General features: G+C 63.6%; 29 protein-coding genes. 8 read left to right on the forward strand and 21 right to left on the reverse strand.

Annotated elements, in window-relative coordinates; all coding sequences use genetic code 11:
* Positions 1 to 574: 574 nt before the first annotated feature.
* Positions 575 to 862 carry an H-NS histone family protein gene (locus ACN20X_RS21505; RefSeq protein WP_016449500.1) on the reverse strand — a complete coding sequence of 96 codons (288 nt, stop codon included), beginning with the start codon at positions 860 to 862 and terminating at the stop codon, positions 575 to 577.
* Between the two features lie 663 nt (positions 863 to 1525).
* Between ACN20X_RS21505 and ACN20X_RS21510 the strand changes: the two genes are divergently transcribed.
* Positions 1526 to 1960 (forward strand): YbaY family lipoprotein, encoded by a 435-nt coding sequence (locus ACN20X_RS21510; RefSeq protein ID WP_016449501.1) that lies wholly within the window; start codon positions 1526 to 1528, stop codon positions 1958 to 1960.
* Positions 1961 to 2030: 70 nt separating this feature from the next.
* Here ACN20X_RS21510 and ACN20X_RS21515 read toward each other — a convergent pair whose 3' ends face one another.
* Positions 2031 to 2654, reverse strand: coding sequence for a glutathione S-transferase family protein (locus ACN20X_RS21515; RefSeq protein WP_016453322.1), 624 nt, complete (start codon positions 2652 to 2654; stop codon positions 2031 to 2033).
* Between the two features lie 101 nt (positions 2655 to 2755).
* Between ACN20X_RS21515 and ACN20X_RS21520 the strand changes: the two genes are divergently transcribed.
* On the forward strand, positions 2756 to 3220 hold the full coding sequence (locus ACN20X_RS21520; protein ID WP_080649851.1) for a ribonuclease HI family protein: 465 nt from the start codon (positions 2756 to 2758) through the stop codon (positions 3218 to 3220).
* A 17-nt stretch (positions 3221 to 3237) separates the two neighbouring features.
* Here the strand turns inward: ACN20X_RS21520 and ACN20X_RS21525 are convergent, their stop codons facing one another.
* Positions 3238 to 3564, reverse strand: coding sequence for a tetratricopeptide repeat protein (locus tag ACN20X_RS21525; RefSeq protein WP_016453324.1), 327 nt, complete (start codon positions 3562 to 3564; stop codon positions 3238 to 3240).
* A gap of 483 nt (positions 3565 to 4047) precedes the next feature.
* Here ACN20X_RS21525 and ACN20X_RS21530 point away from each other — a divergent pair, with 483 nt between their 5' ends.
* Positions 4048 to 4281, forward strand: a complete 234-nt coding sequence (locus ACN20X_RS21530) for a hypothetical protein (protein ID WP_152683542.1) — start codon at positions 4048 to 4050, stop codon at positions 4279 to 4281.
* Between the two features lie 255 nt (positions 4282 to 4536).
* Here ACN20X_RS21530 and ACN20X_RS21535 read toward each other — a convergent pair whose 3' ends face one another.
* Positions 4537 to 8358 carry an ExeM/NucH family extracellular endonuclease gene (locus tag ACN20X_RS21535; protein WP_016453325.1) on the reverse strand — a complete coding sequence of 1274 codons (3822 nt, stop codon included), beginning with the start codon at positions 8356 to 8358 and terminating at the stop codon, positions 4537 to 4539.
* A gap of 466 nt (positions 8359 to 8824) precedes the next feature.
* Here ACN20X_RS21535 and ACN20X_RS21540 point away from each other — a divergent pair, with 466 nt between their 5' ends.
* The 3 genes from ACN20X_RS21540 (at position 8825) to ACN20X_RS21550 (ending at position 10160) form a co-directional block, all read left to right on the forward strand.
* Positions 8825 to 9121: an H-NS histone family protein gene (locus ACN20X_RS21540; protein ID WP_016453326.1), complete on the forward strand. Its 297-nt coding sequence runs from the start codon at positions 8825 to 8827 to the stop codon at positions 9119 to 9121.
* Positions 9122 to 9183: 62 nt separating this feature from the next.
* Positions 9184 to 9402, forward strand: coding sequence for a hypothetical protein (locus ACN20X_RS21545; RefSeq protein ID WP_016453327.1), 219 nt, complete (start codon positions 9184 to 9186; stop codon positions 9400 to 9402).
* A gap of 269 nt (positions 9403 to 9671) precedes the next feature.
* On the forward strand, positions 9672 to 10160 hold the full coding sequence (locus tag ACN20X_RS21550) for a thermonuclease family protein (protein ID WP_473209873.1): 489 nt from the start codon (positions 9672 to 9674) through the stop codon (positions 10158 to 10160).
* Here the strand turns inward: ACN20X_RS21550 and ACN20X_RS21555 are convergent, their stop codons facing one another.
* Together ACN20X_RS21555 and ACN20X_RS21560 are read right to left on the reverse strand one after the other, a co-directional pair.
* Positions 10161 to 10859: an SOS response-associated peptidase gene (locus ACN20X_RS21555; protein WP_473209874.1), complete on the reverse strand. Its 699-nt coding sequence runs from the start codon at positions 10857 to 10859 to the stop codon at positions 10161 to 10163.
* On the reverse strand, positions 10852 to 11352 hold the full coding sequence (locus tag ACN20X_RS21560; protein WP_017404337.1) for a hypothetical protein: 501 nt from the start codon (positions 11350 to 11352) through the stop codon (positions 10852 to 10854). The genes ACN20X_RS21555 and ACN20X_RS21560 overlap by 8 nt, the downstream gene beginning before the upstream one ends.
* Positions 11353 to 11411: 59 nt before the next feature.
* Here ACN20X_RS21560 and ACN20X_RS21565 point away from each other — a divergent pair, with 59 nt between their 5' ends.
* On the forward strand, positions 11412 to 11621 hold the full coding sequence (locus ACN20X_RS21565; protein WP_392444996.1) for a hypothetical protein: 210 nt from the start codon (positions 11412 to 11414) through the stop codon (positions 11619 to 11621).
* A 240-nt stretch (positions 11622 to 11861) separates the two neighbouring features.
* The gene (locus ACN20X_RS21570) at positions 11862 to 12140 is read left to right on the forward strand and encodes a hypothetical protein (RefSeq protein WP_473209875.1); all 279 of its coding nucleotides are present in this window, start codon (positions 11862 to 11864) and stop codon (positions 12138 to 12140) included.
* On the opposite strand, the gene ACN20X_RS21575 is transcribed toward ACN20X_RS21570, so the two are convergent.
* From ACN20X_RS21575 to ACN20X_RS21645, 15 genes are all read right to left on the reverse strand, one after another.
* The gene (locus ACN20X_RS21575) at positions 12137 to 12445 is read right to left on the reverse strand and encodes a Gp49 family protein (RefSeq protein WP_473209876.1); all 309 of its coding nucleotides are present in this window, start codon (positions 12443 to 12445) and stop codon (positions 12137 to 12139) included. The two genes, ACN20X_RS21570 and ACN20X_RS21575, sit on opposite strands and share 4 nt — an antisense overlap.
* 24 nt (positions 12446 to 12469) lie before the next feature.
* Positions 12470 to 12976 carry a hypothetical protein gene (locus ACN20X_RS21580; RefSeq protein WP_473209877.1) on the reverse strand — a complete coding sequence of 169 codons (507 nt, stop codon included), beginning with the start codon at positions 12974 to 12976 and terminating at the stop codon, positions 12470 to 12472.
* Complete coding sequence (locus tag ACN20X_RS21585; RefSeq protein WP_473209878.1) at positions 12973 to 13485, reverse strand: hypothetical protein; 513 nt, start codon at positions 13483 to 13485, stop codon at positions 12973 to 12975. The genes ACN20X_RS21580 and ACN20X_RS21585 overlap by 4 nt, the downstream gene beginning before the upstream one ends.
* Positions 13482 to 14063: a glycoside hydrolase family protein gene (locus tag ACN20X_RS21590; RefSeq protein WP_473209879.1), complete on the reverse strand. Its 582-nt coding sequence runs from the start codon at positions 14061 to 14063 to the stop codon at positions 13482 to 13484. Before ACN20X_RS21590 ends, ACN20X_RS21585 begins: the two co-directional genes overlap by 4 nt.
* On the reverse strand, positions 14060 to 14371 hold the full coding sequence (locus tag ACN20X_RS21595) for a phage holin family protein (protein ID WP_013802597.1): 312 nt from the start codon (positions 14369 to 14371) through the stop codon (positions 14060 to 14062). Before ACN20X_RS21595 ends, ACN20X_RS21590 begins: the two co-directional genes overlap by 4 nt.
* A gap of 39 nt (positions 14372 to 14410) precedes the next feature.
* The gene (locus ACN20X_RS21600; protein WP_473209880.1) at positions 14411 to 14809 is read right to left on the reverse strand and encodes a hypothetical protein; all 399 of its coding nucleotides are present in this window, start codon (positions 14807 to 14809) and stop codon (positions 14411 to 14413) included.
* 134 nt (positions 14810 to 14943) lie between these two features.
* Positions 14944 to 15708, reverse strand: a complete 765-nt coding sequence (locus tag ACN20X_RS21605; protein ID WP_473209881.1) for a hypothetical protein — start codon at positions 15706 to 15708, stop codon at positions 14944 to 14946.
* A gap of 76 nt (positions 15709 to 15784) precedes the next feature.
* Positions 15785 to 16315: a hypothetical protein gene (locus ACN20X_RS21610; protein ID WP_473209882.1), complete on the reverse strand. Its 531-nt coding sequence runs from the start codon at positions 16313 to 16315 to the stop codon at positions 15785 to 15787.
* Between the two features lie 5 nt (positions 16316 to 16320).
* Positions 16321 to 16815: a hypothetical protein gene (locus tag ACN20X_RS21615; RefSeq protein ID WP_473209883.1), complete on the reverse strand. Its 495-nt coding sequence runs from the start codon at positions 16813 to 16815 to the stop codon at positions 16321 to 16323.
* Complete coding sequence (locus ACN20X_RS21620) at positions 16808 to 17164, reverse strand: hypothetical protein (protein WP_099733745.1); 357 nt, start codon at positions 17162 to 17164, stop codon at positions 16808 to 16810. Before ACN20X_RS21620 ends, ACN20X_RS21615 begins: the two co-directional genes overlap by 8 nt.
* A gap of 55 nt (positions 17165 to 17219) precedes the next feature.
* Positions 17220 to 19028 (reverse strand): hypothetical protein, encoded by a 1809-nt coding sequence (locus ACN20X_RS21625; RefSeq protein ID WP_473209884.1) that lies wholly within the window; start codon positions 19026 to 19028, stop codon positions 17220 to 17222.
* Between the two features lies 1 nt (position 19029).
* Complete coding sequence (locus ACN20X_RS21630; protein WP_046988994.1) at positions 19030 to 19479, reverse strand: hypothetical protein; 450 nt, start codon at positions 19477 to 19479, stop codon at positions 19030 to 19032.
* Entirely contained in the window at positions 19476 to 21323 is a 1848-nt protein-coding gene (locus tag ACN20X_RS21635; protein WP_473209885.1) for a hypothetical protein, read from the reverse strand. The genes ACN20X_RS21630 and ACN20X_RS21635 overlap by 4 nt, the downstream gene beginning before the upstream one ends.
* Entirely contained in the window at positions 21320 to 22486 is a 1167-nt protein-coding gene (locus ACN20X_RS21640) for a hypothetical protein (protein WP_473209886.1), read from the reverse strand. The genes ACN20X_RS21635 and ACN20X_RS21640 overlap by 4 nt, the downstream gene beginning before the upstream one ends.
* Positions 22480 to 23343, reverse strand: a complete 864-nt coding sequence (locus ACN20X_RS21645) for a hypothetical protein (protein WP_473209887.1) — start codon at positions 23341 to 23343, stop codon at positions 22480 to 22482. The genes ACN20X_RS21640 and ACN20X_RS21645 overlap by 7 nt, the downstream gene beginning before the upstream one ends.
* Between the last annotated feature and the right edge of the window lie 4 nt (positions 23344 to 23347).

A 23347-nucleotide genomic window follows, 5' to 3' on the forward strand; every position in this document is an offset into this window, starting at 1 on the left:
TGAGCATGGGCCTATTACTCCGGAAGAGCAGGCTCAGCAATAAATGGGCTGGCCAGGACAGCAAAAGGGCCCCCAGGGCCCTTTTTTGCCTGCATGGATTCAAGCTGCCTCGAAAGGCATGGGAAATCACCGCGAGGCACAAGAGACAAGGCACCAATATGAAATTCAATGATGGGTCGAAAGCTCTGCCAGATGAGATAAGCACAGCCCTGACCATTTCGGAAGCTGGAATGCAAGAGCCTTGTCCATCCTTGTCCATGCTGGAGACCTTGATAAGTCCGGCTACGACTGCGAAGGATATGCAGTGAAAGCCAGGATTTCCTTGGAGGCCTGGCCTGCAGGCCCGCATGGCAGCAGATGCTGCGCAGTAATACGCGGTGGACGCACTGCCAGCGCCAGCGGCATGGTCCGCGAGAGATACCTTTACCGCGCTCTTCCACATGTCCAGCTCGGTCTGGGAGACCTTCGGGCAAGACAGCGCTCAGTCGCACTTTCCCGGACAGCTGCCGGCCGATCGAACCCACACGGGGACCCACAAAAGAAAAGGCCCGCGACTGCGGGCCCTTGATCAGATTCAGATCTCGAAAGCGGTTCGGTCCGCTGCGTCCTTGATCCAGCCGGGAGGCTTGCCCCGGCCGGTCCATGTTGCGCCAGTGGACGGATCACGGTACTTGGCCACACCTGTACCAGCAGGAGACTTGCGCTTACCGGTAGCAAACACGTCTTCCTGGGTCAACTGGAACTGCTGGACCAGTTCACGGACCTTGGCGATGGCACCGCCTTTTTCGGCTTTGAGGACCTCTGCAATGCGAGCCTCGATCTCGGCCTTTTGCTGAAGGAGAGTCTTGTAATCAGATGTCATGGCTTTTTCTTTGGATGCATGCTAGCAAAAACGCATTCTATTCAAAAAATGCTCCGCACCCCAAAGCACAAGCTTTCCACCGCCGTGTGCTGGGACAGAGAAGCCCTTCCGCTTGGCACCCCACAGCCGTGGAGCGAGGCTCCGTGGCCGACGCGGCGGCTGCCCAGATCAATCGCTGCCGCACCTCTGCACACTTGCGCACACCTCTTCGCGCCAAGGAGTCAGCCCCTTGGGCAGCAATGACTTGCCCTCGGCTGCCGCGATGTGGAATGTGGAGATAGTTGCCCCGGCACGTCAAAAGAAACGGTGCTCTCCCCTGCGGCGAGCGATGGCAAAAGCAAGAACGATTCACCGCCCAAACAGGAGTGGCGGATTGATGAGAAGCAACGCAAATAGATCGGGACACTTGACCCATCGCTCTTGGCATGGCGCAGGCCTCGAACGATGCAGCCCCCTCCGAAACCCTGTGGACTGTCTGGCAGCGTCCTTCATGCGCCGGCGCGACCTGAGCTTTCACACGCCCGTCGCCCTGGCTGGCAACCCGACCGCAGATCGGCGTATGCGACTTTGGGAAATGGCAGCAGCCTCTGTGGAACCCGTTCCTACAGCCCTCCAGAATGCGCCAAGCCAGACTGGGACCTTTCCAATCAAGAAGGAATTCCCATGAATCCCAACATCCTCCAGCGCCGCACCTCTCTCGCCATCGTGATGGCCGCCGCACTTTTGGGCGCATGTGCCCAGTCCCAGCCCTCGCCCAACGCGCCGGTCACCGCCGTCATGGGCACGGTCGATCTGAGAGAGCCCATGCCGCTCCCGTCCGATGCCGTGCTGGTTGTGGAGCTGCAGGACACCTCTCGCGCCGATGCCGCCGCCCCCGTGATATCTCAGCAATCCGTGCGGCTTGAAGGCCTCAAGCCCCCGTTCAGCTACAAGCTGCCCGTGGAGCCCAATCGTCTCAATCCTGCGGCGCAATATACGGTGACCTCACGCATCACCCAGGGCAACCAGCTCATCTTCACCAATGACACCGTCCACCCGGTCCTGACCCGTGGAGCAGGCCCGAAGGCCGATATGGTGCTGGTGCGGGTTGCCCCCTGACCTTCCCTAAAAGACAAAGCCCGCAGGACATTCCGGCGGGCTTTATAGCGCAGAGGGCACCAGGCGGCCATCAAGGCATGCCGTTGGCACCATGCGTGCGAAAGCCTGGGCGCTCGCAAAGCCGCTCATAGTACGCCCGGACTGCGGGCAAGTCAGGGCGCTCCATCGGGGCAGACAGCCAGCGGTGGGCAGACAGGCCAAGCACGATGTCGGCAAGGGTGAGTTGCGCGCCTGCAGCAAAGGCGCCTGTGCGCGACAGTTGCTCCTCCAGCATGCGCATGTGGCGATGCCAGTTCGCCATGCTGCTGGCCAGCAGCGCAGGATCCTGATGCTCGGGACTGTTTCTCACCAATCCCATGAAGGCATAGCGCCATGAGTTGTTCAGTTCGGTCGCCTGCCAGTCCATCCATTGCTCGACGCGTGCGCGCTCTGCGGGTGCTGCAGGCAGCAGGTCATGCCGAGCCTGGCGCGCGGCAAGATAGCGGCAAATGGTGTTGGACTCCCACAGCACCAGCGCCCCATCAAGCAGCACGGGAACCATGGCATTCGGGTTGAGTGCAAGAAATCCCGGCTCCTGCGTTGACCGATGGCCCGAACCCCACTCTTCCTGTTCGAACGAGACTCCCAGCTCCACGCAAAGCCACAGCACCTTGCGCACATTGATGGACGATGACTTTCCCAGAATCCTGATCATTCGCAGCCTTATTCGGTTTCGGTGATTTGCAATCCTGCATTGTCCCGTCCAATCCGATGAGGAATGCGGTCAGATTCCCACTGCTGTCGCATGATGCAGACATGCCTCTGGAACAGCTTTCATCCCGCCGAAACCACTCTGGCCCTTCTCCGACCGACACTGACCTGTGGACTGCATACATCGATGCAAGCGCACTGCCCAACCCGGGTCGCATGGCCTTGGGAGCCGTCATCACGGCGCCCGACGGAACACGGCAGCTTCTGTCCCAGGTCTGCCCCGAGCAAGGCTGCAACAACGAAGCCGAGCTGCGGGCCTTGATGGCTGTGCTGCAGACCCTGCTAGGCCTGCAGGCTCGCCGGCTGGCCATCTTCACGGACAGCAGCGTCCTGGTAGAGCAGTTGGCGCCATCGCCCCGCCCCACCAGGCCCATCGTGCGGCTGGCCGACCTTTTCGATCAGGCCCGCGCCATGCTGGCCGAGTTCGAGCATGTGCAACTGCGCTGGATTCCTCGTCACCGCAACACCGAGGCCGACGCGCTGGCCAGAGCGGCCCTTTTGCAGCCGTGACCCCGCGCTTGCCGCACTCAGGCGGACTGCTGCCTGTCCAGCCGCTTGAGGAACACACCAATCTCCTTGACGACCTGGGCATCTCCCTTTTCCTGCGCACAGGCCAACCCCGTGCTCCACGCCTGCCGAGCCCCCGAAGCATCGTCCAGCGCCAGCAATGCCCGGCCCAGAAGCTTCCATGCCACCGAATAGCCGGGATCGAGTTCAGTGGCGCGCTGCAGGTGCGAGTGCGCCACAGCAGGCGCATCGCCATCAAGATACGCCTTGCCCAACGTGCAGCGCATCAAAGCCGAGTCCTTGCCGGACGCCAGGAGGCCCTCGAGCCTTTGCGTCATTTCGTTCATGGTTTCATCCTTTGGTGGCAATGCATGTTCTCGATCCAGCTGAAATTGCGGTCATGCTACAATCTCGCGGTTGTCTGCGCAGGCAATGCTGTATCTCACGCCGGCGCGTCGTGCACTACGACGAAAAAAACAACGGTGACAGCCGCAGAGACGTTCTGCCGTAAAACGATGGTCGCGTAAGAGCCATCGTCCACATCACCCGCAAAAAGCCCGCTTTCAAGCGGGCTTTTTGCATTCCCACTGCATGGCTGGTCTCACGATGGCGTGTGAAAAACAGGATTTACGACTCAGTTGCATGCAACTTCACCCGAGTTAGCTCCGTCAAGCACCTTGTTTCAATTTACACTTGACAACCAGGAAGGACCGGAGGCGCCAGACGCCAGCGCTCTCATTTCAAACTCTTAGCATGTGTCCTTCCAGGATTGATCGCATGGAACGCTCCATTCAGCGCCCCGGCCGCCTCCGCAGCCGGGGCGTTTTTTCTTGACGACGATCGCTCAGGCGCCCTGGCAACAACCGAAACGGGCACAAAGGCAAGTTTTTTCTCAATTCCAGAGAAAAGCACAGGTTTATTTGAGAATGATTCTTGTTTGCGTGTATGATTCAACCCATGCCGCAGCATTCATGGTGTTGCAGCAGTTCAGTTTCATCGTGGGGCGACTCGTCAGGCCAGTTCAGCCTGCAGTCGTTTTTGCCAGCCAGCGGTATGCCGGTTAGCCAGGCTCTTTTTTTAAAGCACGATCATTTCTGGATATTCAATGCATCAGTTGCACTGAGCAGCGTCCACAGCAGGCGCTTTTTCTTCGCCTCAACACTGCCATCGCGCATCCATCGCGCACCGGCCTGCGACTGCACGCCAAATTTCTCTGAACTCCATCGCATCCAGGCAATGCCCTGGCTGCAGATTTCCTTCGCGCAATGCAACAGGCCCGGCCCGCGCCAAGCGCAAGCCGGGCCTTTCCCGTTGCCGGATCAGGAACCGCGACGGCGCAAACGGATGGCCAGCCCGCCCATCATCAGACTCAGCAGAGCCACAGCCCATTCGCTCAGTGAAGGAATCGCCGCTGGCGTGCCGCCGCCGACCGCCGCAGCAGGCACAACCAGTGCAGAGGGATCTTCCACCCGGCCGTTGGCCACCAGATCGTCATCACCCAGGCCACCATCGCGCAGCACGAAGGAGACGACGCGCCCCTGCAGCGTTGCCGGTATCCGATACCAGTGCTGCGTGGCGTTGTCGCTTGTGCGCCCCCACTTCCAGTACTCGGCACCGCTGGGCAGATCACTGGGATAGGTCAGCTTGACAGTCACGAGCGCACCCGCATCACAGCCATCGGTATTCAGCTTCAGCAGTCCGTGGGGCACCACAGCCCCCGGACGCGGTGTGCCAGGCGCCGCCATGACCTGAGGCGGCTCGGCCAGGCGGCAGTTGATACCGCCGCCGGCGACTTCGCCCGATACCGCTATCTGGCCCGACCCGGTGATGTTGAAGCGGTTGGCCTGGTCCACAGGACCTGCAGCAGCCGCCAGCAACGGATAGCTGGCAGTCACAGCCGCATGGACCCCATCGCTCACGCTCAGCTGCAAGCTGGCCGAACCGGCCACCGATGCCAGATAGACGGCGGAGCGAAATTGCTCCGACACCTGAGCGGGGCTGCCGCGCAACTGTATGCCCGGCTGCGCGGCATCGGCGTCCTCCAGTCCAAGCACCTGCCCGTTGCTGGCAACAATGGACAGCGTCACGACAGGGCTGTCGGCATCTGCCACCTGCACATCGGCCAGATCGGCCGCCTGGCCAACCACCACGGATTGCGCATTGGCGGGCAAGCCACTGAGCGATGGTGCCTGCCCACCGAAATTCAGACCCAGCAAAATCGGATTGTGGTCGCTGGAACGATAGGCCGTCGGCGCATAGAAGCCGGCCTGCTGGTCCAGCGACTTGAACTCGAGGTTGTAGTCCAGGACTTCAGGCTCCTCGGCATTGATGGCCCACTTGACCGCGCGCCCCACGCTCGGCTGCAGGCTGGCACTTACCAGCACATGGTCCAGCGAGCCCCACATTCCATCGAACGCATAGGACAGGCCCTGAGACACCTTGGCGTAGCCGCCATCCTCCAGCGCCTTGATGGGGTCCTCCTTCGAGTACGCATTGAAATCCCCGACCAGCACCACATGCGGGCTGGTCGTGCCTGTGGGCCGGGTTGCCAGCCAACTGCTCAGTTGCTCGGACGTCTTCACACGCGCGGCGTTGTTGGCGCCCTGGCCGTCAAGCGCGTCTGCATTGCCCGGGCTACTGAGCACACTGCCCTTGGATTTGAAGTGATTCACCACCAGCGTGAACTGCTCCGTGCTGCCGCCTACCGCAAAAGTCTGTGCAATCGGTACGCGTGCTCCGCCTACGCCTGGGTTGAAGGCGTCGTAGGTGGTGACGCTGGGTGCCGCTGCGCTGCCCACCGGCGTGACACGATCGCTGCGATAGAGGATGGCCACGGTGATCGCATCCGTGCCAGCACCCGCCACCGTACCTGAAGCCTCGCTGAAAGGCGCCTTGACCACTGCATATACGGCGCCGGCAGGCTTGTCCGCACTCGCGTTCAAGGCGTCGGCCAGATCCTGGATGGCGCTGCCCGGGCCAAAGCCGTTGTTCTGCACCTCCATCAGGCCATACACATCGGCGCCCAGCCCCAGCAGATTGGCCACGATCTTGGCGCGCTGCCTGTCCAGCTCGGCAATGCTGTTGGCACCACGAATGCCCTGCTGATTGCCCAGGGGCGTGCTGAACATCACCTGGGAAGAGCCGCTGGTGGCGCCCGTCAGGTTGAAGAAATTGAGCACGTTGGCCGAGGCAATCTTGAGCGATGCCGCCCCCACAGCCTGCTGCAACTGAGCAGCCGAGGGACGCGCCGCCCCCGAGAACTGCGGCGTCTGCGTGGGCTGTACGCGGTAGCTGGTCAGATACGGCTCGCTGGCAGCTGCATCCGAGAACTGATCGAGCACGCCGATGACACGGTCCACGCCATCGCCGGCACGCAGCGTGTTGGAGGCCGACAGAGACTGTCCGCCGCGGCCCGGCACAGAGGCGGGATTCTGTGCGCCAGAGCGATCATCCAAAATGATCTGGCTGCGCTGCAATGTCTGCACATAGGCGGCATAGCCCGTCACGCTGGGCGCATTGAGTTCGGTGTACTGCGCCAGCGGCGCGTCGGCAGACAGCGTGACATTGCCGTAGCGGCCCAGCGTGCGGTTGTCGCTCACCACCAGCTTGCCGCCCGCAGTGGCGGACGCGACCTCCACACGCATCCCCTCCAGACGCTCCCACTGCCCCATGTCGCTGACAGGCAGCGTGACGCGCACGGGCTCCGGCAAGGCGGCCGCGCCACGGACCACGAAGTCCGTGACGGCGCTGAGCTGGGTCTGGTTGCGAAACTCGCTCACCGAGGCGGAGACCTGCACCAGCTTGCCTACCGTGCCCTCATCCACCCCGGGATTCGCATTGCCGTAATAGACGAAGACGCCCTCCGAGGTGGCAGCATCGCCATCGGAATCCGCCTCCTCCTCCTGCACGAAGAAGCCGCTCAACCCTGGCATATAGGCCGTTACCACGGCGCTCACTGTCACCTTCTGCCCCACCAGGGGAGACTGGTCGCCGGAACCCTGGAGTGCAGAAATTCTGGTGATGGGCGGCTCGCCCCCCGTCGTGAAGCCCAGCGCCGTGCCGGTCCACACATTGCCCGAGGTATCCAACACCGGCTCGCCCACGGGAACCAGGCTGTAGGACGTATTGACCGCCAGCCGCACACCCGCGTTGAGCGTGATGGTCGAGCCACTGAATTTCACCTGCGCCGCATCGCCAGCCTGCAGCATTGCCACCACGGTGCTGCCCTGGCGCAGTTCGAAGCTGCCGCTACCGGGTTTCACCGCCTCATCAAAGCTCAGCTTGATTTCGGGATTCAGCGCCACCCCGGTTGCCGCCGCAGCAGGAATGGTGGCCTGCACTGTGGGTGGCGTGGTATCGGGCAGTGCCAGGGCGATGGAGACATCGTCAACGGCCAGGCCGTGATCGTTGCCCACATCATTGAGCTCGATCCAACGCAGCCACAACGTGGCGCCTGGCGCCCAGCCCAGACCGCGCAGATCGCCGCCCACATCATTCACCCGTCCGGCCACATTGCCATCCACCGGGGCGGCAGTACCGGTAGCGATCGGCGATTTCCAATTGAAATTCGCACCGGCAGGCAGCCATTCAGGCACATCGGCAAAGGTCGCGCCCATGCCGTACTCCAGCTCCATGGGCTGCTCGGAGGTGTTGCCGCCATTGCGCCATTGCTCGCCACTGAATCGCAGGCTGATGCCATCCACCGCGCCGCCCGTGTCATTGCGCATCGCCAGCGCAATCCAGCCGGCCACGGCACCCTGGGAGGGGCTGCCAAAGTAAGCTCCACCCGATGCCACACCACCCAATGCACGGTCCGCATCCAGCCCCAGGCTGTAGAAGCTGCCGGCATTGGACGCGCCATTGCCTGCCGCATATGCAGTGATGCCCGCCAGGTTCCTGTTGAAGAGAAACCAGCCCGGCAGGGTGCTGTCATTGGCCCAGGCCAGCCCCGTCCCGGATGCGGCCAGGGTGTCGAAATTCTGCGCATAGGTGCCGGTGAAAGGAACCTGCGCCCATACGCCGGCGGAGGCCGAAAGAAGCAGGCCTGCACCATACAGACGCCAACGATGGCGCTGCAGCGGCGGACTCATCGGATTGGCCGGGTTGAATACAAACGGAATCAGCGTGCGGGCAATGGACATGGATGTGCAATAAAAAAATAATGCGCATCCCCTCGTGGTTGCGCAACTTTCGGTTTATCGCGCATGGACATGACCAGCCTGTGACTCGGCGGATGCTCCCGCGTCCTACGCGCAGACTGGCCGCTCACCCATCTGCCAACCCCGATACGCCATGCATCATTGCACCCAGTTTCTGAATCGTTTCATTGCCGGCCCTGGGGCATTTCCTCCTCCCTCCCTCTCATTCCCCCAGGAAGCCTTCAAAAAGGCACCGGCTCTTTCTTCCCAGGCCAGCGCAAGCCGCTGGCCTTTTTCTTGGGCGCGCCTCGTCGCCACAACCATCCTCGTCACCCGTCTTGAACGCGCCACGTCGCTGGTGGCTTTTCGTGCGTCCGCACACTCCCATACTCTTTTTCTTACTCATAACTTACAAAAAATTCATTCCCGTGATATACACGCGCATCTCCCACTGAAAATCATCATCGCCATGACATCCGACTACAGGGCCCTGCTGCAACAAAAAGCCGATCTTGAGAAAAAGATCGACGCTCTGATCAAGCACGCAAGAACGGATGCGATCACTGAAGCAAAGGCCATGGTGCAGCAATATGGCCTGACGAAAGAGGATGTCTTCCCCTCCGCCAGGGTCAAACCTCGCCAGACCGGACAGCGCAGCGTGGGCGAACCCAAATTCCGCAACCCCGAAACCGGCGCAACCTGGACAGGCCGCGGAAAGCCGCCCAAGTGGATAGAAGGCAAGGACCGCGCAAGCCTCGCCATCTGATCGCCAGCCATATTCAGGCGCGATGCCATACCATGTGCTTCCATCACCAGGAGGAAGCACACATGAGCAAACAGAACTCGGACACGCTGTTGGCTGCAGAACTGGCCGACCACTTCATAGAAGTCATTTTGTCGACCAAGCCCGAACTGCTGGTGTCGGGCATCGGCGGAGTGGCAGACCTGAACCATATACAGCATGGAGCCAAGGCCCTGGCACATTTCCGCCTGACGCTGATCCAGGAACTGTCCCAGCAGCCCATGCCCGACATGAACAGCCACTGAGGCAGGCGCGAGGCAACGAACAGGCAAGAAAAAACCGCCACACACTGAGGTCTTCAGTGTGTGGCGGTGTCTTGGATGGTGGAGCTGGCGGGAATTGAACCGCCGTCCAGTCCTTTATCCATGCTGGTACCGATCTGATCCGTGCGATTTCCGTGCGAATCCTAAAAATTCGACCGACACCATCAGACACCAGAAACGACAAAGCCCCCTCGGCGCCGTGATGGCAGCCGAGGGGGCTTTTTGCGTTTTGGGGTTGGCTAAACTGCGGCATGCTCGCAGCCACCCTCCTTTGCCTTGTCGTCGGCATCAGCGATGGCGACACCCTCACCGCTCGGTGCCCGACCGAAAGCACAGAGCATCCATACAAACAGGTCAAGGTCCGCCTGGGCGCCATCGATGCCCCGGAGAGCCGGCAGCCGTATGGCGCCCGTGCGAAACAGGCTCTCAGCGACTTGGCATACAACAAACAGGCCGAGCTGCGCTGCAACAAGATCGACCGCTACCAGCGCCACGTCTGCAGCGTCTGGGTCGCGCCGGCATCGGCGCCAAATGGCCCACGCACGCTCGACGCTGGACTGGCATTGGTCAGTCAGGGCATGGCCTGGTGGTATCGCTACTACTCCAGCGAGCAGAGCCCGCAGGAGCGCGGGCAGTACGAATTCGCGGAGACAGAGGCCAAGGCCAAGCGCGTGGGGTTGTGGTCCGATCCTGAGCCAGTCGCGCCCTGGGACTGGCGTGCACAGCGTCGCGGCCGCTGATCAACCATCGAGTTTCAGGGCCTGCAGCTGCTCGGCCGGCAGCAACGCCTCTTCCTCGGGCTTCTCTGCTCCACTGCGCAGCACACCCAGCGGCGGCAGCTTGATCAGCGCTTCCGCCTGCGCGGCCGTGCCGTGCAGCCATGCATCCCAGTCGCCGGGCTCCAGCATCACGACCCCGCGCTTTTCCTTGCCGGGCCTGTGCATCATGGACAAGACGGGGTGCCCATCAGCAGGCTGCGTGATCATCGTGTAGTTCGGGACGAGCTCGCCAGTCGCCGGTTCCACCCACTCCGAATACAGGCCGGCCAGGGCCGCAGGCTCCCCATCGGCCCGGCGGAACGACCACCACACATTGCGCGACCCGAGGCCCCAATACGGCTCGACCCAACTCTCGACAGGAATCAGGCAACGCTGGCCCGCACGCCAGGCCGGCGCGAACGTCCAGGACTTTGCGATGGTCTCGCGCCGCGCGTTGTTCGTGGACATAGGCGTCCCGTCGCGGGTAGTCGGCCGGCGCGTGGGTGAGCTGCGCGGGATCATTCCCCACTGCCCCACCTCCAGTTCCCCGCCTGGCTTGATGTACGGACCCAGAGCCAGGGGCGTAACGTGCGGCTTCCACCAGCGGTTCGGCGCCTGTCGCCCCAGCGCAAACGCGCGCTCGATCTCGATCTCTTCCGGCGGGGTGTAGCGATTACACATAAGGCCACCTCTTCACGGGCCGCTCGATCTGGGCCTTGGCCGCAGCGTACTGGCGATTGAGCCAGCTTTGCATCAGCTGCAATGCCGGGTCAATGCCAGCGGCGTCCGGACAGCACAGCCATGTCTGCGGCCACTGCCTCAGCTCCCCCTCGTCCCATTCCACGCCCTGCAGCAGCATTGAGCCATCAGTGCGGGCCTTGAGCATCTCGACGCGGATCATGCCGCGCGTGAGCTCATTGCCTGAGCCACCAGGATCGATGATGTGCACTCTGTCGTCGCCACATTCATTTGTCGTAAGCAGCAGGCCGGTCACTCGGTGCACTCTGCGGAGCGTGTGGACCGGCATGTAGACACCGCAAAAGCGGAGGCGCAGCATTGTCACCGGCCAGCCTGCGTCCAGATGCCCCTCGCGCTCCCGCAGGCTGCCAGGGGAGCAGCCGTCGCGCTTGTACCGTCCCGGCAGGTCGGGCAACCCTGTTGATTCGTGGGACATGACATTTTTACTGTATGAATGTACAGTTATTATGCAAACCCGATCTCCAGGAGGTCCAGATGATCACCCCTCAAGCAACCCAGAAATTCGCCCTGCTACGCATGCCCGAATGGTTCGGCGTGCCTGAGATTGAGCCGCTGCCAGCGCCTCCAGAGGCCTATCGGATCGTGGAAGCGCAGCCTGGGTGGTTCGAGGTTCGAGGTCCCGGTGGCGCACTGGTGTACAGCGGCCTGGGGCCGGTCCAGATTCTGGCGAACCACCATGTATGAAGATGACGACCCGCTGAACTGCCTGCACCCCACAGTGGTATGGCCATCGGGCTGGGCGGCGGTCTGTGGGCAGGAGATCCTCCCGCTGGCCCCGGAGTGCTACCGGGTTGTGCACACGGCTCCATGGTGGTCCATCGTCCTGGACCCGGAGGGCAATGTCGTGTACCGCGGCTTCGGGCCTGTCAGCGTGATCCGCTCGCCTGCGCCATTCTGATTCGGGTCACGGGCACAATGCCGCCCATGATCGACCCCACAAATCCGAAACACACAGTCCACCAGCGCGTCGTCGCCGGCTTCATGGGACATTGGAAGGCCCACGGCAGCGACAAGTACCCGCAACGCTTCCGACTGCCGCCCGAAGAGCTCTACCATCTCGACCACGTCATGCACAAGGGCGAGCACCCGGGAATCATGTGGGGCGTGCCGCTCGAAGCTGACCCCGCGACGAAAGGCGAAATGGTCGCAATCGACGGCACGGTGGTTTCGATAGCGCCGACTGACCCGGCGCCTGCGGCTTAGGCGCCAGCCGCAAGCTTGTCGCGCAGCCGGAAGCCAAGCAGCTCCCAAATTTTCTCCACGGCATCGGCGCGGGCTTCCTTCCGGCCGAGATCAGCGTCGTGCTGGTCCGGGTCGATGGCGCCGTAGTTGATGCCTACGAGCTTGGTGCCATTGCGCAGGCGCAGCACACAGATCGTCAGCAGCGCCAATTCGGCGGGCACGTCGCCGAAGTCGCGCGGGTTCAGCGCCTCAGGGTGGCCGGCGCCTTGAGCGGCGGTGAAGTAGTGCTCGCCCACAATCTCGGCTTCGATGTCAGCGAGCGTCACGCGCGGGCCGCCGCTGGCTGGGGCCTACTCACCCTCGTAGCCGGCGCTGCGCATCAGGTCGTCACTGGCCTTGTGGCATGGGCATGCCGCCACGCCATGCACCAGGCATTTGTGCTGGTCGGCGCGGCCTGGGTAAGCGTTCATCCCACAGCGCAGTTCGGCCAATGACGCAGGAGCCGACTGCACCAACATCGCGTCCAGCGCATCGCGGATGTTGTTGCCCACGGACTTGCCCGGGAATGTGGGATTGGCGACCAATGCCCCCATGCCGTGCGCCAAGGCTAGCTCCAGCTCCTGACGGTGGGAGCGCTCGCGCGATGACACGGCAACGGTCTGCTCCCCGAGCTTGCGGAGTATCTGCTCAGCCAAGCCGGCAATCGGCATCAGCAGCAACGCCACGCCCAGCAGCATGAAAATCCCGAGATCGATGATCTGGGCGGACTGGCTGAACATGCGCCAGCCGGAGATGATCAAGAGCGCGGCGATTGCCACGATGGCAGTGGCCTGCCAGTGTTTTTTCAGAAAGGTCATGGGTTGCGTCCGATAGAGACGCCTGCGGCCGGCAGGCTCGGGATCACGGGCCAGGCGGCACCGAGGGTTTGGACATCAGCTGCGTGTCCTGCAGCCTTTGCTGCCATGTCCCCATACGCTGCGCGGCAGTCTTCAAATACGGCTCCGAGGGCAGTGGCGTACTCAAGGACGGCAGCGGGGGGAGCGTTGGAAAGTCGGCGGGCGGCATCTGCGGTTTGCTCGCGCAGGCTGTCAGAGACAGCGCGCAGCTGGTCAAGATCACGGCGCAGCAGCGCCTCACGGGTCCGGGCAGCATTCAGCGCCTCCTGGTAGTTGGTGTTGATGGACTGCTCTGCCCGGCGCACGCGGGCGTCTGCCGCGCGCTGGGCTGTGCTGACAGCCAGCTTTTCGCCCGCAGCTGCAGCGCGGGCCTCGGCCAGCTCGGCGCCCAGGCGTGCGCCCTGGTAGTTCCAGGTCAAGAACGCGGCCAGGCCGGCAGCGGCCAGATGGGTGATGGCGCGCACGCTCATTGCTGCACGTCCACGCATGCGGCGTGCCGCGCCTGCTGGCGAGTCCAGACACCACGGCAAACCTTGTTGCCGGGCGTGCTGCAGTCGAAGCGCCACCGGGTGGGCTGCCCGCCCGCGCTCCACTGGTAGGCGGCGTAGCCCTGCAGGGGCTGGGCACTGGTCATGAAGCGATACGCTAGGTAGGCATTGCAGGCGCCGGCATAGTCGCCGGCCCGCGTGCGCGCCAGCATCGAGGACCCGCGCCAGGCCCCGCACCCATACTGCCCGGCGAAGTCCACCGCCTGGGCAAACTCGACCTGGTGCACCAGCGTGTCGCCCAACGAATCACGCACACAGGCGCCGTACTGCTGCTCCAGCAGGTTGATGGCCAGCTCGCGCGCCCGTTCGCGGGTGATGGGCGGGTCGGCCATGGTCACGCGCGTGCCGTCCTCGTAGCGCGTGGCGCCATGGCCGATGGTGGGCACATCGCCGCGAACCGGGATGATCGGGTCTGCGCTGAAGCCTTCTGCGGCAATCCAGGCCGCGAGAATGGCCGCGCCAATGCCCAGGCCTGCAGCTGGCATGCGGGCCGTGCTCATGGCGCGCCCCAATCCGTTTCAGGCTCAGGCTTGAGCCCAGCCAAGCGCGCGAGGCGCTGCCGCTGCTGGGCACGCTGATAGTCCTGGCGCCACTTCCAGACCAGATATCCGGCCTGCAGCGCAATGAAGGCCAGGGACGCCACGACGAGCCAGTCGCTCAGCGGCAGACCCCAGACCTTGAACACCCCCGTCGCGGCGGCGCCCGGCGTGGCCTGCATGATTGCGCCGGCAATGTCCTGCCGCTGCTCTGCGCTCAGGTGCTGGTGGATGCCCATCAGCGCGAGCAGGGATACGAGGTATTTCTTCATGGCCCCGATGATTCCGGGGCCGGGCCGCGCTGGCGAACCCTACACGGGGGCCGCAGGCCAGCCGGCCGCGACATCGATCTGCGACAGCGCCAGGGCGTCGTCGGCCGCCGCATCGATCTGGTCCTCGATGCGCTGGCGCGTGCCCGTCAGCAGCCCATGCACCTGCCGGTACTTGTCGTCCTTCTCGCGGATGCGATCGGCCAGCACCAGGCGGTCCAGCCCACGCGCCAGCGCTGCGGCATCGATCCAGGGCGTGGCCGCCGCCGGGTCAGCCTCCAGCGCCCTCGCCTCTTCCGTCTGCACGGGCCAGCTCTCGCGCTCGCTCAGCGGGTAGCCTGCGGCGATCACCTGGATGTGCTTGCGGTACTCTGCGGCCAGGGCCAGACGCAGGCCCGCCGCGATCTCGGCTGCCGGCCGAAGCTCGGCAGGTAGCGGCACCCCACCTGCGGCGAGCCAGGCGCGGTATTCAAAATAGTCGGGGTTTGTATTTGGGAAATTCCGCGTGTCAACGGTTGGCACCTTCGTGTCGCCGTCACGCACCACGTAGCCTTCTGCGGTAAGTCGATATGTGGTCATGAATATTGCCCCCCCGTTTCACGGACCCCTGCAGAATTTCCGGGAAGGTAGTTTTCCCCACCATTTGTTACCACGCTTGAGCTGAATGCACTGCGATAACGAGTTCCAGTCGCAGAACCTGCAAAAGTTGCCTGCACGAAAATCACACTACAGTTTCGCTCGGCTGTAATAAAAGCGTTCGAAAACGCCGGATTATTGGTGATGGTTACTGTATACCCCACAAAATAAGCAGTGCATACGTCGTAAGTGGCAATATGAGAAGCTGCCCCACCGGAGATCTGATAAGATCCTGTTGCTCTAATTTGGGCACCATTAGCAACCAGCAAGTGCTGGCCAGCGGTTTGGCCAAAATTAATGTTTGCCCAAGTTACCAAAATACCGGAGCCTTGCACAAAGATGCAAGCGCCGGATGCGGTTGTCTGCAGTTTCAAGTACTCAAAGTGGTAGCGACCAAAAAATTCACCTCCAAAACAGTCGGCAGAATTTGTGCTTATTACTGTATCTGTTGTGTTGTTGTTTACGCCTCTGATCGTTACCTTGCCAGCGCCTGTGAGGGTTCTAAGAAGAGTGGGGGCCGTCCATGTTCCAATACCGACATTGATCACAATGTCATACAAGCCTAAATCAAGCGATGCTGCTGTATCAACTGCCTTCTGAATCGTCGCAAAAGCACCGCCGGAAGTATTGTTCAGACCAGTATTGCTGTCGTTGCCATCGGTGCGCACGTAGTATGTGCGCGCGGCGGTGAGCAGCTCGCGCACGCCGGGCAGGGTGTCGCCCGTAGGCAGTTGCCGAAAGCGCCCGCCCACTCTTACAAGAGGTCGCCGGACTGTCATATCAGAGGATCACATAGCCCAGGTCATCTGTGACAAGCTCTGTAGCGCTCTTGGCCGTGCCCAGCTCCTGGCAGACCTTGTTCGCGTTGGCCGTGTCGGTGGGGTCGAGCGCTGCGGCGATGACGCCGCCCGCAGTGCCCAGCCAATACCGGCTGCCAGGTGTAAGTCCCGTGAGCGCGGAGTTCGTGGTGTCCAGGGGGTAGACGGTGGCATTTGCAGCCGAGGCCACGGCATCCTTCACAAAGCCATCGGCTTGGCGGCCGTTGCTGTTGTCGGCCAGCCGCACGTTCAGCGCACCAGCATTGGCATGGAAATTCACGAACTTGCCCGCCCCGATGGCCTCGCTTGCCGGTGCGATGGTCGTATTGGCGCCGATCCCGGCGGGCAACAGTGAGGTGTCCAGCCGCCCGTCCGATCCAGTGGCCACGAGCTTGCCGGCATCCGCCGCGCCGGCAGACACGGCCAGGCCGAACAGTTGGCGGGTCTTGCCCGAGACGCGGGCCAAGAATCCCTGGGTGGGTTGAGTTGCCATGGTGCTTACTCCAGTGAAATAGGGTCTTGCAGATTCAGCGCGATGCGCGTGGGGGATGTGGCAGAGCCGATGAGCAGGTCGAATCCGCTTGTGGGGGGCGCTTGCGTCAGCGCTCCGGCGGCGCCGAGATAAACCCGGCCCGGCAGCCAGTGCCAGCCGCTGTCCTCAATGGCGCCCAGTCGCTGCACATTGACCAGCTCACCGGCTTGGGCCGCCGTCAGCGTGATGCCCAGCAACAGGTCGATGTGCGCCGCATCGTCAGCGCTCAGCGCGCGCACCACGCCATTCAGTTCGTACACCGCGAGCAAGGCCGACAGGTTCGTGCCGGCCGTTCGCTGCACCGATGCGCCGCCGGCAGGGCCGGGCTCGCCGGGACGGCCAGGAGGCCCCTGCAGTCCCAGCTCAACGATCTCGGTTTCTTGAACCTGCTCGACCAGCACTGAGTCCTGCGCCTCTTCGGCCAGGATCTCGGTCTCGTGCACGATCAGCACGTCAGTCACGGGTGACCTCCGGGCTCACACAGCAGGAGCCTTCGGCCAAGCGCGTGACCTCGCCACCGGGGTGCACGATCTCCAGATCAAACACCCCGCCGCTCCAAGTGATGGCCGCCGTGGTGCCCGCGTCGACCAGCAGATCCACCGTGCCGGCCGTGCCACCCAGCGCAATTCGGCCGTTCTCCGTGGTCAGTTCCAGCAGCGTGGCTGTGGATTCGATTTCCTCGCGCACCTGCATGCGGGCAGTGCAGCCCGTCAGGTCGATCGGTGTCTTGTCGGGGTTGAGCCAGCGCAGGCGCCGCCGGAATGTGGCGCCTTGGTAGATCGTGAAGTTGAGCTTGGCCGGCTTGGTCATGCCCCGCAGTTTCCCGGCCAGGGTGCCAAGGAGCGAACCCTAGCCGGGGGCGGCATCAGATCTGACCGCTGTAGTTCCAGCTGACACGGCCATCAATCTGGGCCTGAGCTGTCACCATCGACAAGGCGCTGGCCAGTTGCTGGGCCTTTGCAGTGAGGCCCACCTTCGCAGCCTCCATGCGCGCATCGTTGGCATGGGTGACGGCATCATTGTTGGTTCTGGCAACCTGGTACGTGATGTTCATCCCGGCTTCGTATTGCTTGATCTCGGACTCCCATCGACGCGCATAAGATGTCGCCTGAGCCTCAGCGGCAGTTGCGCCGATGCGGTAGCCGTCGACAAGGATGGCGGACTGCCGGGCTGCGCTCTCTGCGCGCGCCGTGGCGGCGGACAGGCGAGCTTTCCACCCGTCCCATTCGAGACCCTTGGCCGAGATCAGGGCCTGGTACCGGGCCACCTCGACGCGCGCCTGCTCGGCCTGGGCACCCACCTTGGATGCATAGGCCTGCGTGAGCGCACGATAAGCGTCCACCTTCGCGGTCTCAGCCCCCACCTGGGTCTTATAGATGTCAACCAGTGCCGTCTGTGCGTTGACCGTGGCCACGAAGGCCTTGACCTCTTCGCCGCCGGCCTGGATACGCGCGCGCTCGAGTTCGACAAGGGTCTGGGCCGCGCCCACGCGGGCCTTGTAGATCTCGACCACCGCCATGCGCCCGTCGATCTCGGCGCGGTAGCGATCCACCAGGGACTTGTTGATGTCGGCCTTGGTCTGCTCGGCCGCCAGCATGGCCTTGTAGACCTCGACCTTGTTGAGTTCGGCCCGGATCACCGTGTCATAGGCGGCAGCATAGGCCTGGTAGCCGGCCAGCAACGCCTTGTAGTGCTCGACCGCCGCATTGAAGGCGGCCAGGGCATTGTCGGCAGTGGTCTTGGCGGTCTCGAACGCCAGCATCTCCAGCTTGTAGGCGTCGTCCAGCAGCGTAGTCTCCAACTGCAGGGCCTGGGTGATGGCGTCCTTGACGTTCTGCTGCTCCATCTCAGCCTGCTTGATGGCCACATCCCGCGACAGGCCCGACAGCTTGTCGTGGAACTCGCGGCGCGCGTCAGCCAGTTGGCCCGCCAGCGCGCCACTGGGCAGCGGGAAGCCCAGAGCTTCGGCGCCGCGCAACACCTCCTGCTCGCGCGCCAGCGCCAGGGCCGTTTCGCGGTCGCGCGCACGGTCCCAGATCTGCTGCTCGACCGCAGGGAGGATTCCGGTGCCGCCCTGCAGACGTGCATTGAGGCTGGCCTTCAGATTGTCCAGCAGCTGAGAAGCATACTTGGCTCCAGGCTGGTACTGGAATGGCGCGGGCTGCAACACGGACAGCGTGGGGATGTCGTCCAGCTTGGCAAGCCAGTCCTCATGCAGATCCACACCTCCAAACGTGTGCGTCTGCAACTGCAGGAATTCCGGCGCACCAGGCAGCACCACATCCGGCGCATCAGGCACGGCTACGTCCCGCAACTGAGGCAGTGTCGGCGCCTGGCCGATGGTCAAGACAGGTGCCTGCCCGAAGTTGAGCGTGGGCGGCACCACATCGAACCCGTCGATGGGCACGTCCCGTATCTGCGCCGACAGCGGCCCGGGCATGTCGGCGGGCTCCACAAGCGTCGCATCGGGCAGCGCTGGCATATCCGGGATGGGCGGCAAGTTCGGCGCAGGCAGCGTCTGCCACCGAACGTCGATCTGCGAAGGCTTATAGAGGCTGTTCCTCAGATCGTCCGTGAAAGACGCAACTTCCTTGGAGGCGGCGTCAGCCATCGCCATGCTGCGCTCGTACTTGTCCTGGACGATCTCTGCGGGTCCATTCAGATCCAGTGCCATTTCATGCTCCTACGCGGCGGGTTTTGGACGAGACCGTCACGACTTCAATGCGGTCCAATGTGAAGGTTTGGCCGGCCGGCGTGCTCAGGCCGAAGCCCATGTAGTTCTGGCGGATGCCGCGGCCTGGCTGGCACCGCGTCTGGCCGGAGGCCCCGAGGGGGAAGCTGTAGGCCCAGCGCTCCGCGTTCGGCCCAAGCACCGCGAACTGCGCGCAGCCGCGCCCCCGCATGGACAGATAGACCATCTCCAGGTGCTTCTTCAGGGTCGATTCGCGTAGCGTGGCTGGCAGCCGCAGCTCGGCGACGATGGGTAGGCCGTCGTCGGTATCACCGCTGGCCAAGGCATATAGGCCCGTGGCGCTGCCGCCATGGGTCGGTGTCAACGCATGGAAATCGTGGCGCGTGTACTCGGACACGGCGCCGCTCAGGGTGTTGCAGACGAGGGTGTTCATACGGAAATCAGGCTTTCGTCGGTGCGCACGCGCGCCGTGTGGTCCATCGGCATCTTCATGATGGTGTGCAGTTCCCGGGCGCCGGTGTCGTCGGCAACAAAGATCCAGCTGCGCAGCACCGTCTGGCGGTCCTCTGCCGTGTACTGCATGAGATTGGCGCAGACAGCGCCGGTCCAGGGGTCTACCGCGGCCGACACTGCGAAATAGTGGGGATCAGCATCTGAAATATCGATGCTGGCGACGATCTGGCCCCGGCACTGCACGAGCACCTCCCCACGATTTGTGTAGACCGTGCCCTCCAGCCTGGATGGCACCGCGAGTGGATACCAATTGCCGTCAGATGTCTGAGCGGATTCATACACCGCCGAATAGTCGCCGCGTTGAATCTTCTGAGCCTGGATCACCAACTCTGTAGTGGGATCGAAAAACAGCACCTGCAGCATCTGCCACGACTCTGCCCAGTCTCGGATGAATCCGGAGGCTGCGTATGTGAGGGTCACGCCATCTGCGACGGTTCGCGTGACAAGCAATTCGCTACTGCTTTGCCCCGCCACGCTGGGGAATGTGATGTCGTGACCATTGATGCGGATGAGCCCCCCCGGATCCGAGTAGTCGCCCGTCAGGAACAGGCCCTCATTCTCAAGCGTGATCGGCCCCCGGATCGGGTCTACACCTATCACTTCACCCGAAAATGACTGCCGGTATGTCCAGTGCTCCAGCCTCCCGCCCCCACCCAGCAGAACCTCGAAATCCCGCCCCTTGCCGTCGTATCCATATGTGGCATTGCCAAAGGAGATAGGACCCATGCGGGTGCCTGTGATGTTGGGCTCCAGCTCAGTGCCGGTGTTGGTGGATTCCTCCCATCCTTCGATGCGATAGCCGCGCTCTGACGTGGCGACAATTGAAAGACTGGCATCGCCAACGGCCAGATCAACGAGCAGGAAATTGCCCAATACCGTGATGAACACAGCGCGCAACCGTTGGCCGTCTGCGCTTGAGGACAGCGAGTCCCATTTGACAGTGTGGCCTGCGGGAATGGGCAACGTAGCGACCAACTCCCCAACTACGCCGCCTGGCGGGCGGTACTGCTGGCCCCACAACTCGATGCGCTGCGGCCCCCCTGCAAACTTGGCCACGGCCTGCATGATCCAAAGGGAGCCATTGGAGTGCTTGCGGAAAAATGGCAGTGGCTCGGCGTCGGATCGAAACTCAGCCACGGGGCGGCGCACGCTGTAGACACTGAATCCAGGCCCGTAGGTGCCATAGCGATAGGCGCGCATATTGGTGCCGCCCAAGGCATCGAAGCTCGGAGGGGGCGGCAACTGGAAGAAGGTGGATACCCCATCCACTCCTGTGAGGTAGAGGTCAGGCAGGCGTGTCTGGAACACGGCCTTGCCGCCGTTGTATCCGTTGACCTTGCGAACACGCCAGCGCCCGGTACAGATGCGTGTGCCAGGAACTACTTCCGGCGTGAGGATGAAGGGCTGCGGGCTCGTCCCGTTGGAGTGCGTGAGCTCCGGCACAAGATCGCCTAACAAGTCCACCATGGTGATGCCGATTCCGCTCTCGCGCTCGTTCGCTGCATCCTCCGGCCAGATCTCCATGGTGGTCGAATTGCCGATGCGCACGATGCGATAGGCCGTGCCGTCGGGCAGCCGACCGGCCTCCACTGGATTGGGCACGACCGACAGCCGCGCCATCATGCAGAAGCGGTAATAGGCCGCCTGAGCCATGCCTAGCTGGTTTGCCGAGGCCGGCGAGCCGTGCACGCGCAGCGCCGGCGGGGCCACCGCGCCGATGGCCTGGCCGTCGGGCCGGTAGGTGTAAGGGTCCCAGATCGTCATTGAGGCACCGCCAGGTACTGCGGGATCTCGTTCACCAGGCGGAACGTGGCGGCAACTTCGCCCACCGGCGTCTTGAAACGGTTGGCCGTGAGACTGAAGGTCTGGCCACCCGCGAAGCCGGCCACGATCTCGCCGCCTGCGATGCACACCATGGCAGGGCCCGAGCCGGTGCCATCGCCCAGCTTCAGGTAGCGACCCGGCGCCGCGACGGCTGATCCCGGCACGACAGGCCCAGTTTGGCGCTCCAGGTAGGCCAGTTGGTCGAAGGTGCTCCCCGACAGAAACACCAGATCCTCGGCTGTGCCCACATAGATGCCATCGTCCACGGGCACGATGCCGGTGATCGGCGCAGGCATGGGGCGGAAGTCGCGCCAGTCGGCCAAGTGCGGCGCCATGGGCCGGCTGGCCCACAGCACATTGCCCTGGGCGACAAGCACCCGACCGCGCCACGCAGCCGTGATGGTGCCCACAGGGAACGGCTGAGCATCCAGCGTGCGGCAGGGCAGCACCAGGGCCGAATTGGGGCCGCCGACTTCAAAGCTGCTGCCCGTGGCAACGCCGGCCAGATAGGCACCCTCCCCGTCCTGGCCGGAGAGGTAGACGTTCAAGGCGTAACCCTCGCGCACCGGCAGACCGTCCAGGCGCAGGCCACCGTCGGCAATCTCAATGGGTGCAGAGCTGATGGCCGGGCCTTCGAGCCGGTCAGCCAGGCGCACATGGCTGAGGTGGTAGCGGTACTGGCCCGGGTGCAACTGCCCGAAGGCCGCGTCTGGCGCGCCCAGGCCCGCCGGCGTGGGCACGCTGCGCTCCTGGTTGGCCAAGCCATCGGTCACACCTTGGATCAGGCCATTTGTCCAAGTCGTGCGGCCGTCGGGAAGGTTGCAGTACCAGACCCGCTCAGGCCCAAGGGATGGGTGGATGACGTGGCGCGTGCCGTCGGGATGGATCGCTGTCAGCTGCGCGCCCACCGTGGCGAGCATGAAGCCGCGGGCCTGGTGCAGGTTCTTGTGGCAGAGGTCGGAGACCTGCGTGATGCCGGCCCGGCGTGTGATCTCGCCCGTGAGCCCGATGTCCACGTTCTCGGCCGCCAGCAGCGCATCACCGCCCAGGCGGTGCTCAGGCAGCACGTTGTTGATGCCGCTGAATTTCTCGTAGGTCAGCATGTGTTCTCCCTGGCCACGGCCGGCATGCCCAGCTGCAGCGGGAAACTGGCGCGTGCGCGGACGGTTGTGGAAGGCAGGCCGGGCGTGCCCAACTCCAGGACATAGGCGCTGGCGGCCAGCAGCTGCGCGGTGGGTAGCGCGATGCTGGCCGTGCCCGCGCGCACCAGATCAATGCCCTGGACTTGCAGCGCCACAGCCACCGTCGGCACGCCAAGCTCCAGAGGCCGGGCGGCGCTGGCCTGCAGGCGAATGCCCGCGGCGGGCATGCCGAGTTCCAGCGCCTGCGCACCCTGGGCCTGCAGCCGGATACCTGCGCCCGACGCGCCCAGCACCAGGGGCTGCGCGCTGACGGCTTGCACCGTCACTGCGCCGGGCCGAGCCTCCGGCGTGCCCATCTCCAGCGGGCGGCCGCTGCGGGCCTGCACCACCTGGTCGGGTGCTACCTGCTCCAGCGTGATGACTGCGAAGTCCGTGCGAACGAGGTCCAGCCCTTCGATGCCCAGGGATGCGTCCAAGCCATTGCGCACGCGCAGCGCGCCCAACTCAAGCGGCTGCGCGCCTTGCGCCTCAAGCACCATCTCCGCCATAGCTCGCCCCGCTGTGACGAGATCAATGCCCGGCGGACGCAGGGCCGTGTTGTAGCGCGCCGTGGCCTGCCCTGCGTTGACAAGATCCAGGCCTGGCGGACGCAGGGGCAGCACAATTCGCGGCGTGCCCAGCTCCATCGGCTGCGCGCCGGCTGCCAACAGCGCAGGCACGGCGACGGCTTGGCCAAAGGTCACCAAGTCAATGCCGACCGTGGCCTCGCCAGCCTCCTCGCCGTTGATGGCGGCGCCGTTGATGAGCGGGTAGCTCATGAGA

Source organism: Delftia sp. PX-1, from assembly GCF_055797465.1.

Bases quoted from the DNA above. Each gene is read 5' to 3' on its own strand.
- ACN20X_RS21560 (WP_017404337.1), bottom strand. From the start codon at position 11,352: ATGTCCCACGAATCAACAGGGTTGCCCGACCTGCCGGGACGGTACAAG.
- ACN20X_RS21620 (WP_099733745.1), bottom strand. From the start codon at position 17,164: ATGACCAAGCCGGCCAAGCTCAACTTCACGATCTACCAAGGCGCCACA.
- ACN20X_RS21555 (WP_473209874.1), bottom strand. From the start codon at position 10,859: ATGTGTAATCGCTACACCCCGCCGGAAGAGATCGAGATCGAGCGCGCG.
- ACN20X_RS21635 (WP_473209885.1), bottom strand. From the start codon at position 21,323: ATGACGATCTGGGACCCTTACACCTACCGGCCCGACGGCCAGGCCATC.
- ACN20X_RS21630 (WP_046988994.1), bottom strand. From the start codon at position 19,479: ATGAACACCCTCGTCTGCAACACCCTGAGCGGCGCCGTGTCCGAGTAC.
- ACN20X_RS21585 (WP_473209878.1), bottom strand. From the start codon at position 13,485: ATGAGCGTGCGCGCCATCACCCATCTGGCCGCTGCCGGCCTGGCCGCG.
- ACN20X_RS21580 (WP_473209877.1), bottom strand. From the start codon at position 12,976: ATGACCTTTCTGAAAAAACACTGGCAGGCCACTGCCATCGTGGCAATC.
- ACN20X_RS21515 (WP_016453322.1), bottom strand. From the start codon at position 2,654: ATGATCAGGATTCTGGGAAAGTCATCGTCCATCAATGTGCGCAAGGTG.
- ACN20X_RS21545 (WP_016453327.1), top strand. From the start codon at position 9,184: ATGAGCAAACAGAACTCGGACACGCTGTTGGCTGCAGAACTGGCCGAC.
- ACN20X_RS21590 (WP_473209879.1), bottom strand. From the start codon at position 14,063: ATGAGCACGGCCCGCATGCCAGCTGCAGGCCTGGGCATTGGCGCGGCC.
- ACN20X_RS21570 (WP_473209875.1), top strand. From the start codon at position 11,862: ATGATCGACCCCACAAATCCGAAACACACAGTCCACCAGCGCGTCGTC.
- ACN20X_RS21645 (WP_473209887.1), bottom strand. From the start codon at position 23,343: ATGAGCTACCCGCTCATCAACGGCGCCGCCATCAACGGCGAGGAGGCT.
- ACN20X_RS21595 (WP_013802597.1), bottom strand. From the start codon at position 14,371: ATGAAGAAATACCTCGTATCCCTGCTCGCGCTGATGGGCATCCACCAG.
- ACN20X_RS21640 (WP_473209886.1), bottom strand. From the start codon at position 22,486: ATGCTGACCTACGAGAAATTCAGCGGCATCAACAACGTGCTGCCTGAG.
- ACN20X_RS21540 (WP_016453326.1), top strand. From the start codon at position 8,825: ATGACATCCGACTACAGGGCCCTGCTGCAACAAAAAGCCGATCTTGAG.
- ACN20X_RS21505 (WP_016449500.1), bottom strand. From the start codon at position 862: ATGACATCTGATTACAAGACTCTCCTTCAGCAAAAGGCCGAGATCGAG.
- ACN20X_RS21550 (WP_473209873.1), top strand. From the start codon at position 9,672: ATGCTCGCAGCCACCCTCCTTTGCCTTGTCGTCGGCATCAGCGATGGC.
- ACN20X_RS21525 (WP_016453324.1), bottom strand. From the start codon at position 3,564: ATGAACGAAATGACGCAAAGGCTCGAGGGCCTCCTGGCGTCCGGCAAG.
- ACN20X_RS21535 (WP_016453325.1), bottom strand. From the start codon at position 8,358: ATGTCCATTGCCCGCACGCTGATTCCGTTTGTATTCAACCCGGCCAAT.
- ACN20X_RS21625 (WP_473209884.1), bottom strand. From the start codon at position 19,028: ATGGCACTGGATCTGAATGGACCCGCAGAGATCGTCCAGGACAAGTAC.
- ACN20X_RS21610 (WP_473209882.1), bottom strand. From the start codon at position 16,315: ATGGCAACTCAACCCACCCAGGGATTCTTGGCCCGCGTCTCGGGCAAG.
- ACN20X_RS21510 (WP_016449501.1), top strand. From the start codon at position 1,526: ATGAATCCCAACATCCTCCAGCGCCGCACCTCTCTCGCCATCGTGATG.
- ACN20X_RS21565 (WP_392444996.1), top strand. From the start codon at position 11,412: ATGATCACCCCTCAAGCAACCCAGAAATTCGCCCTGCTACGCATGCCC.
- ACN20X_RS21520 (WP_080649851.1), top strand. From the start codon at position 2,756: ATGCCTCTGGAACAGCTTTCATCCCGCCGAAACCACTCTGGCCCTTCT.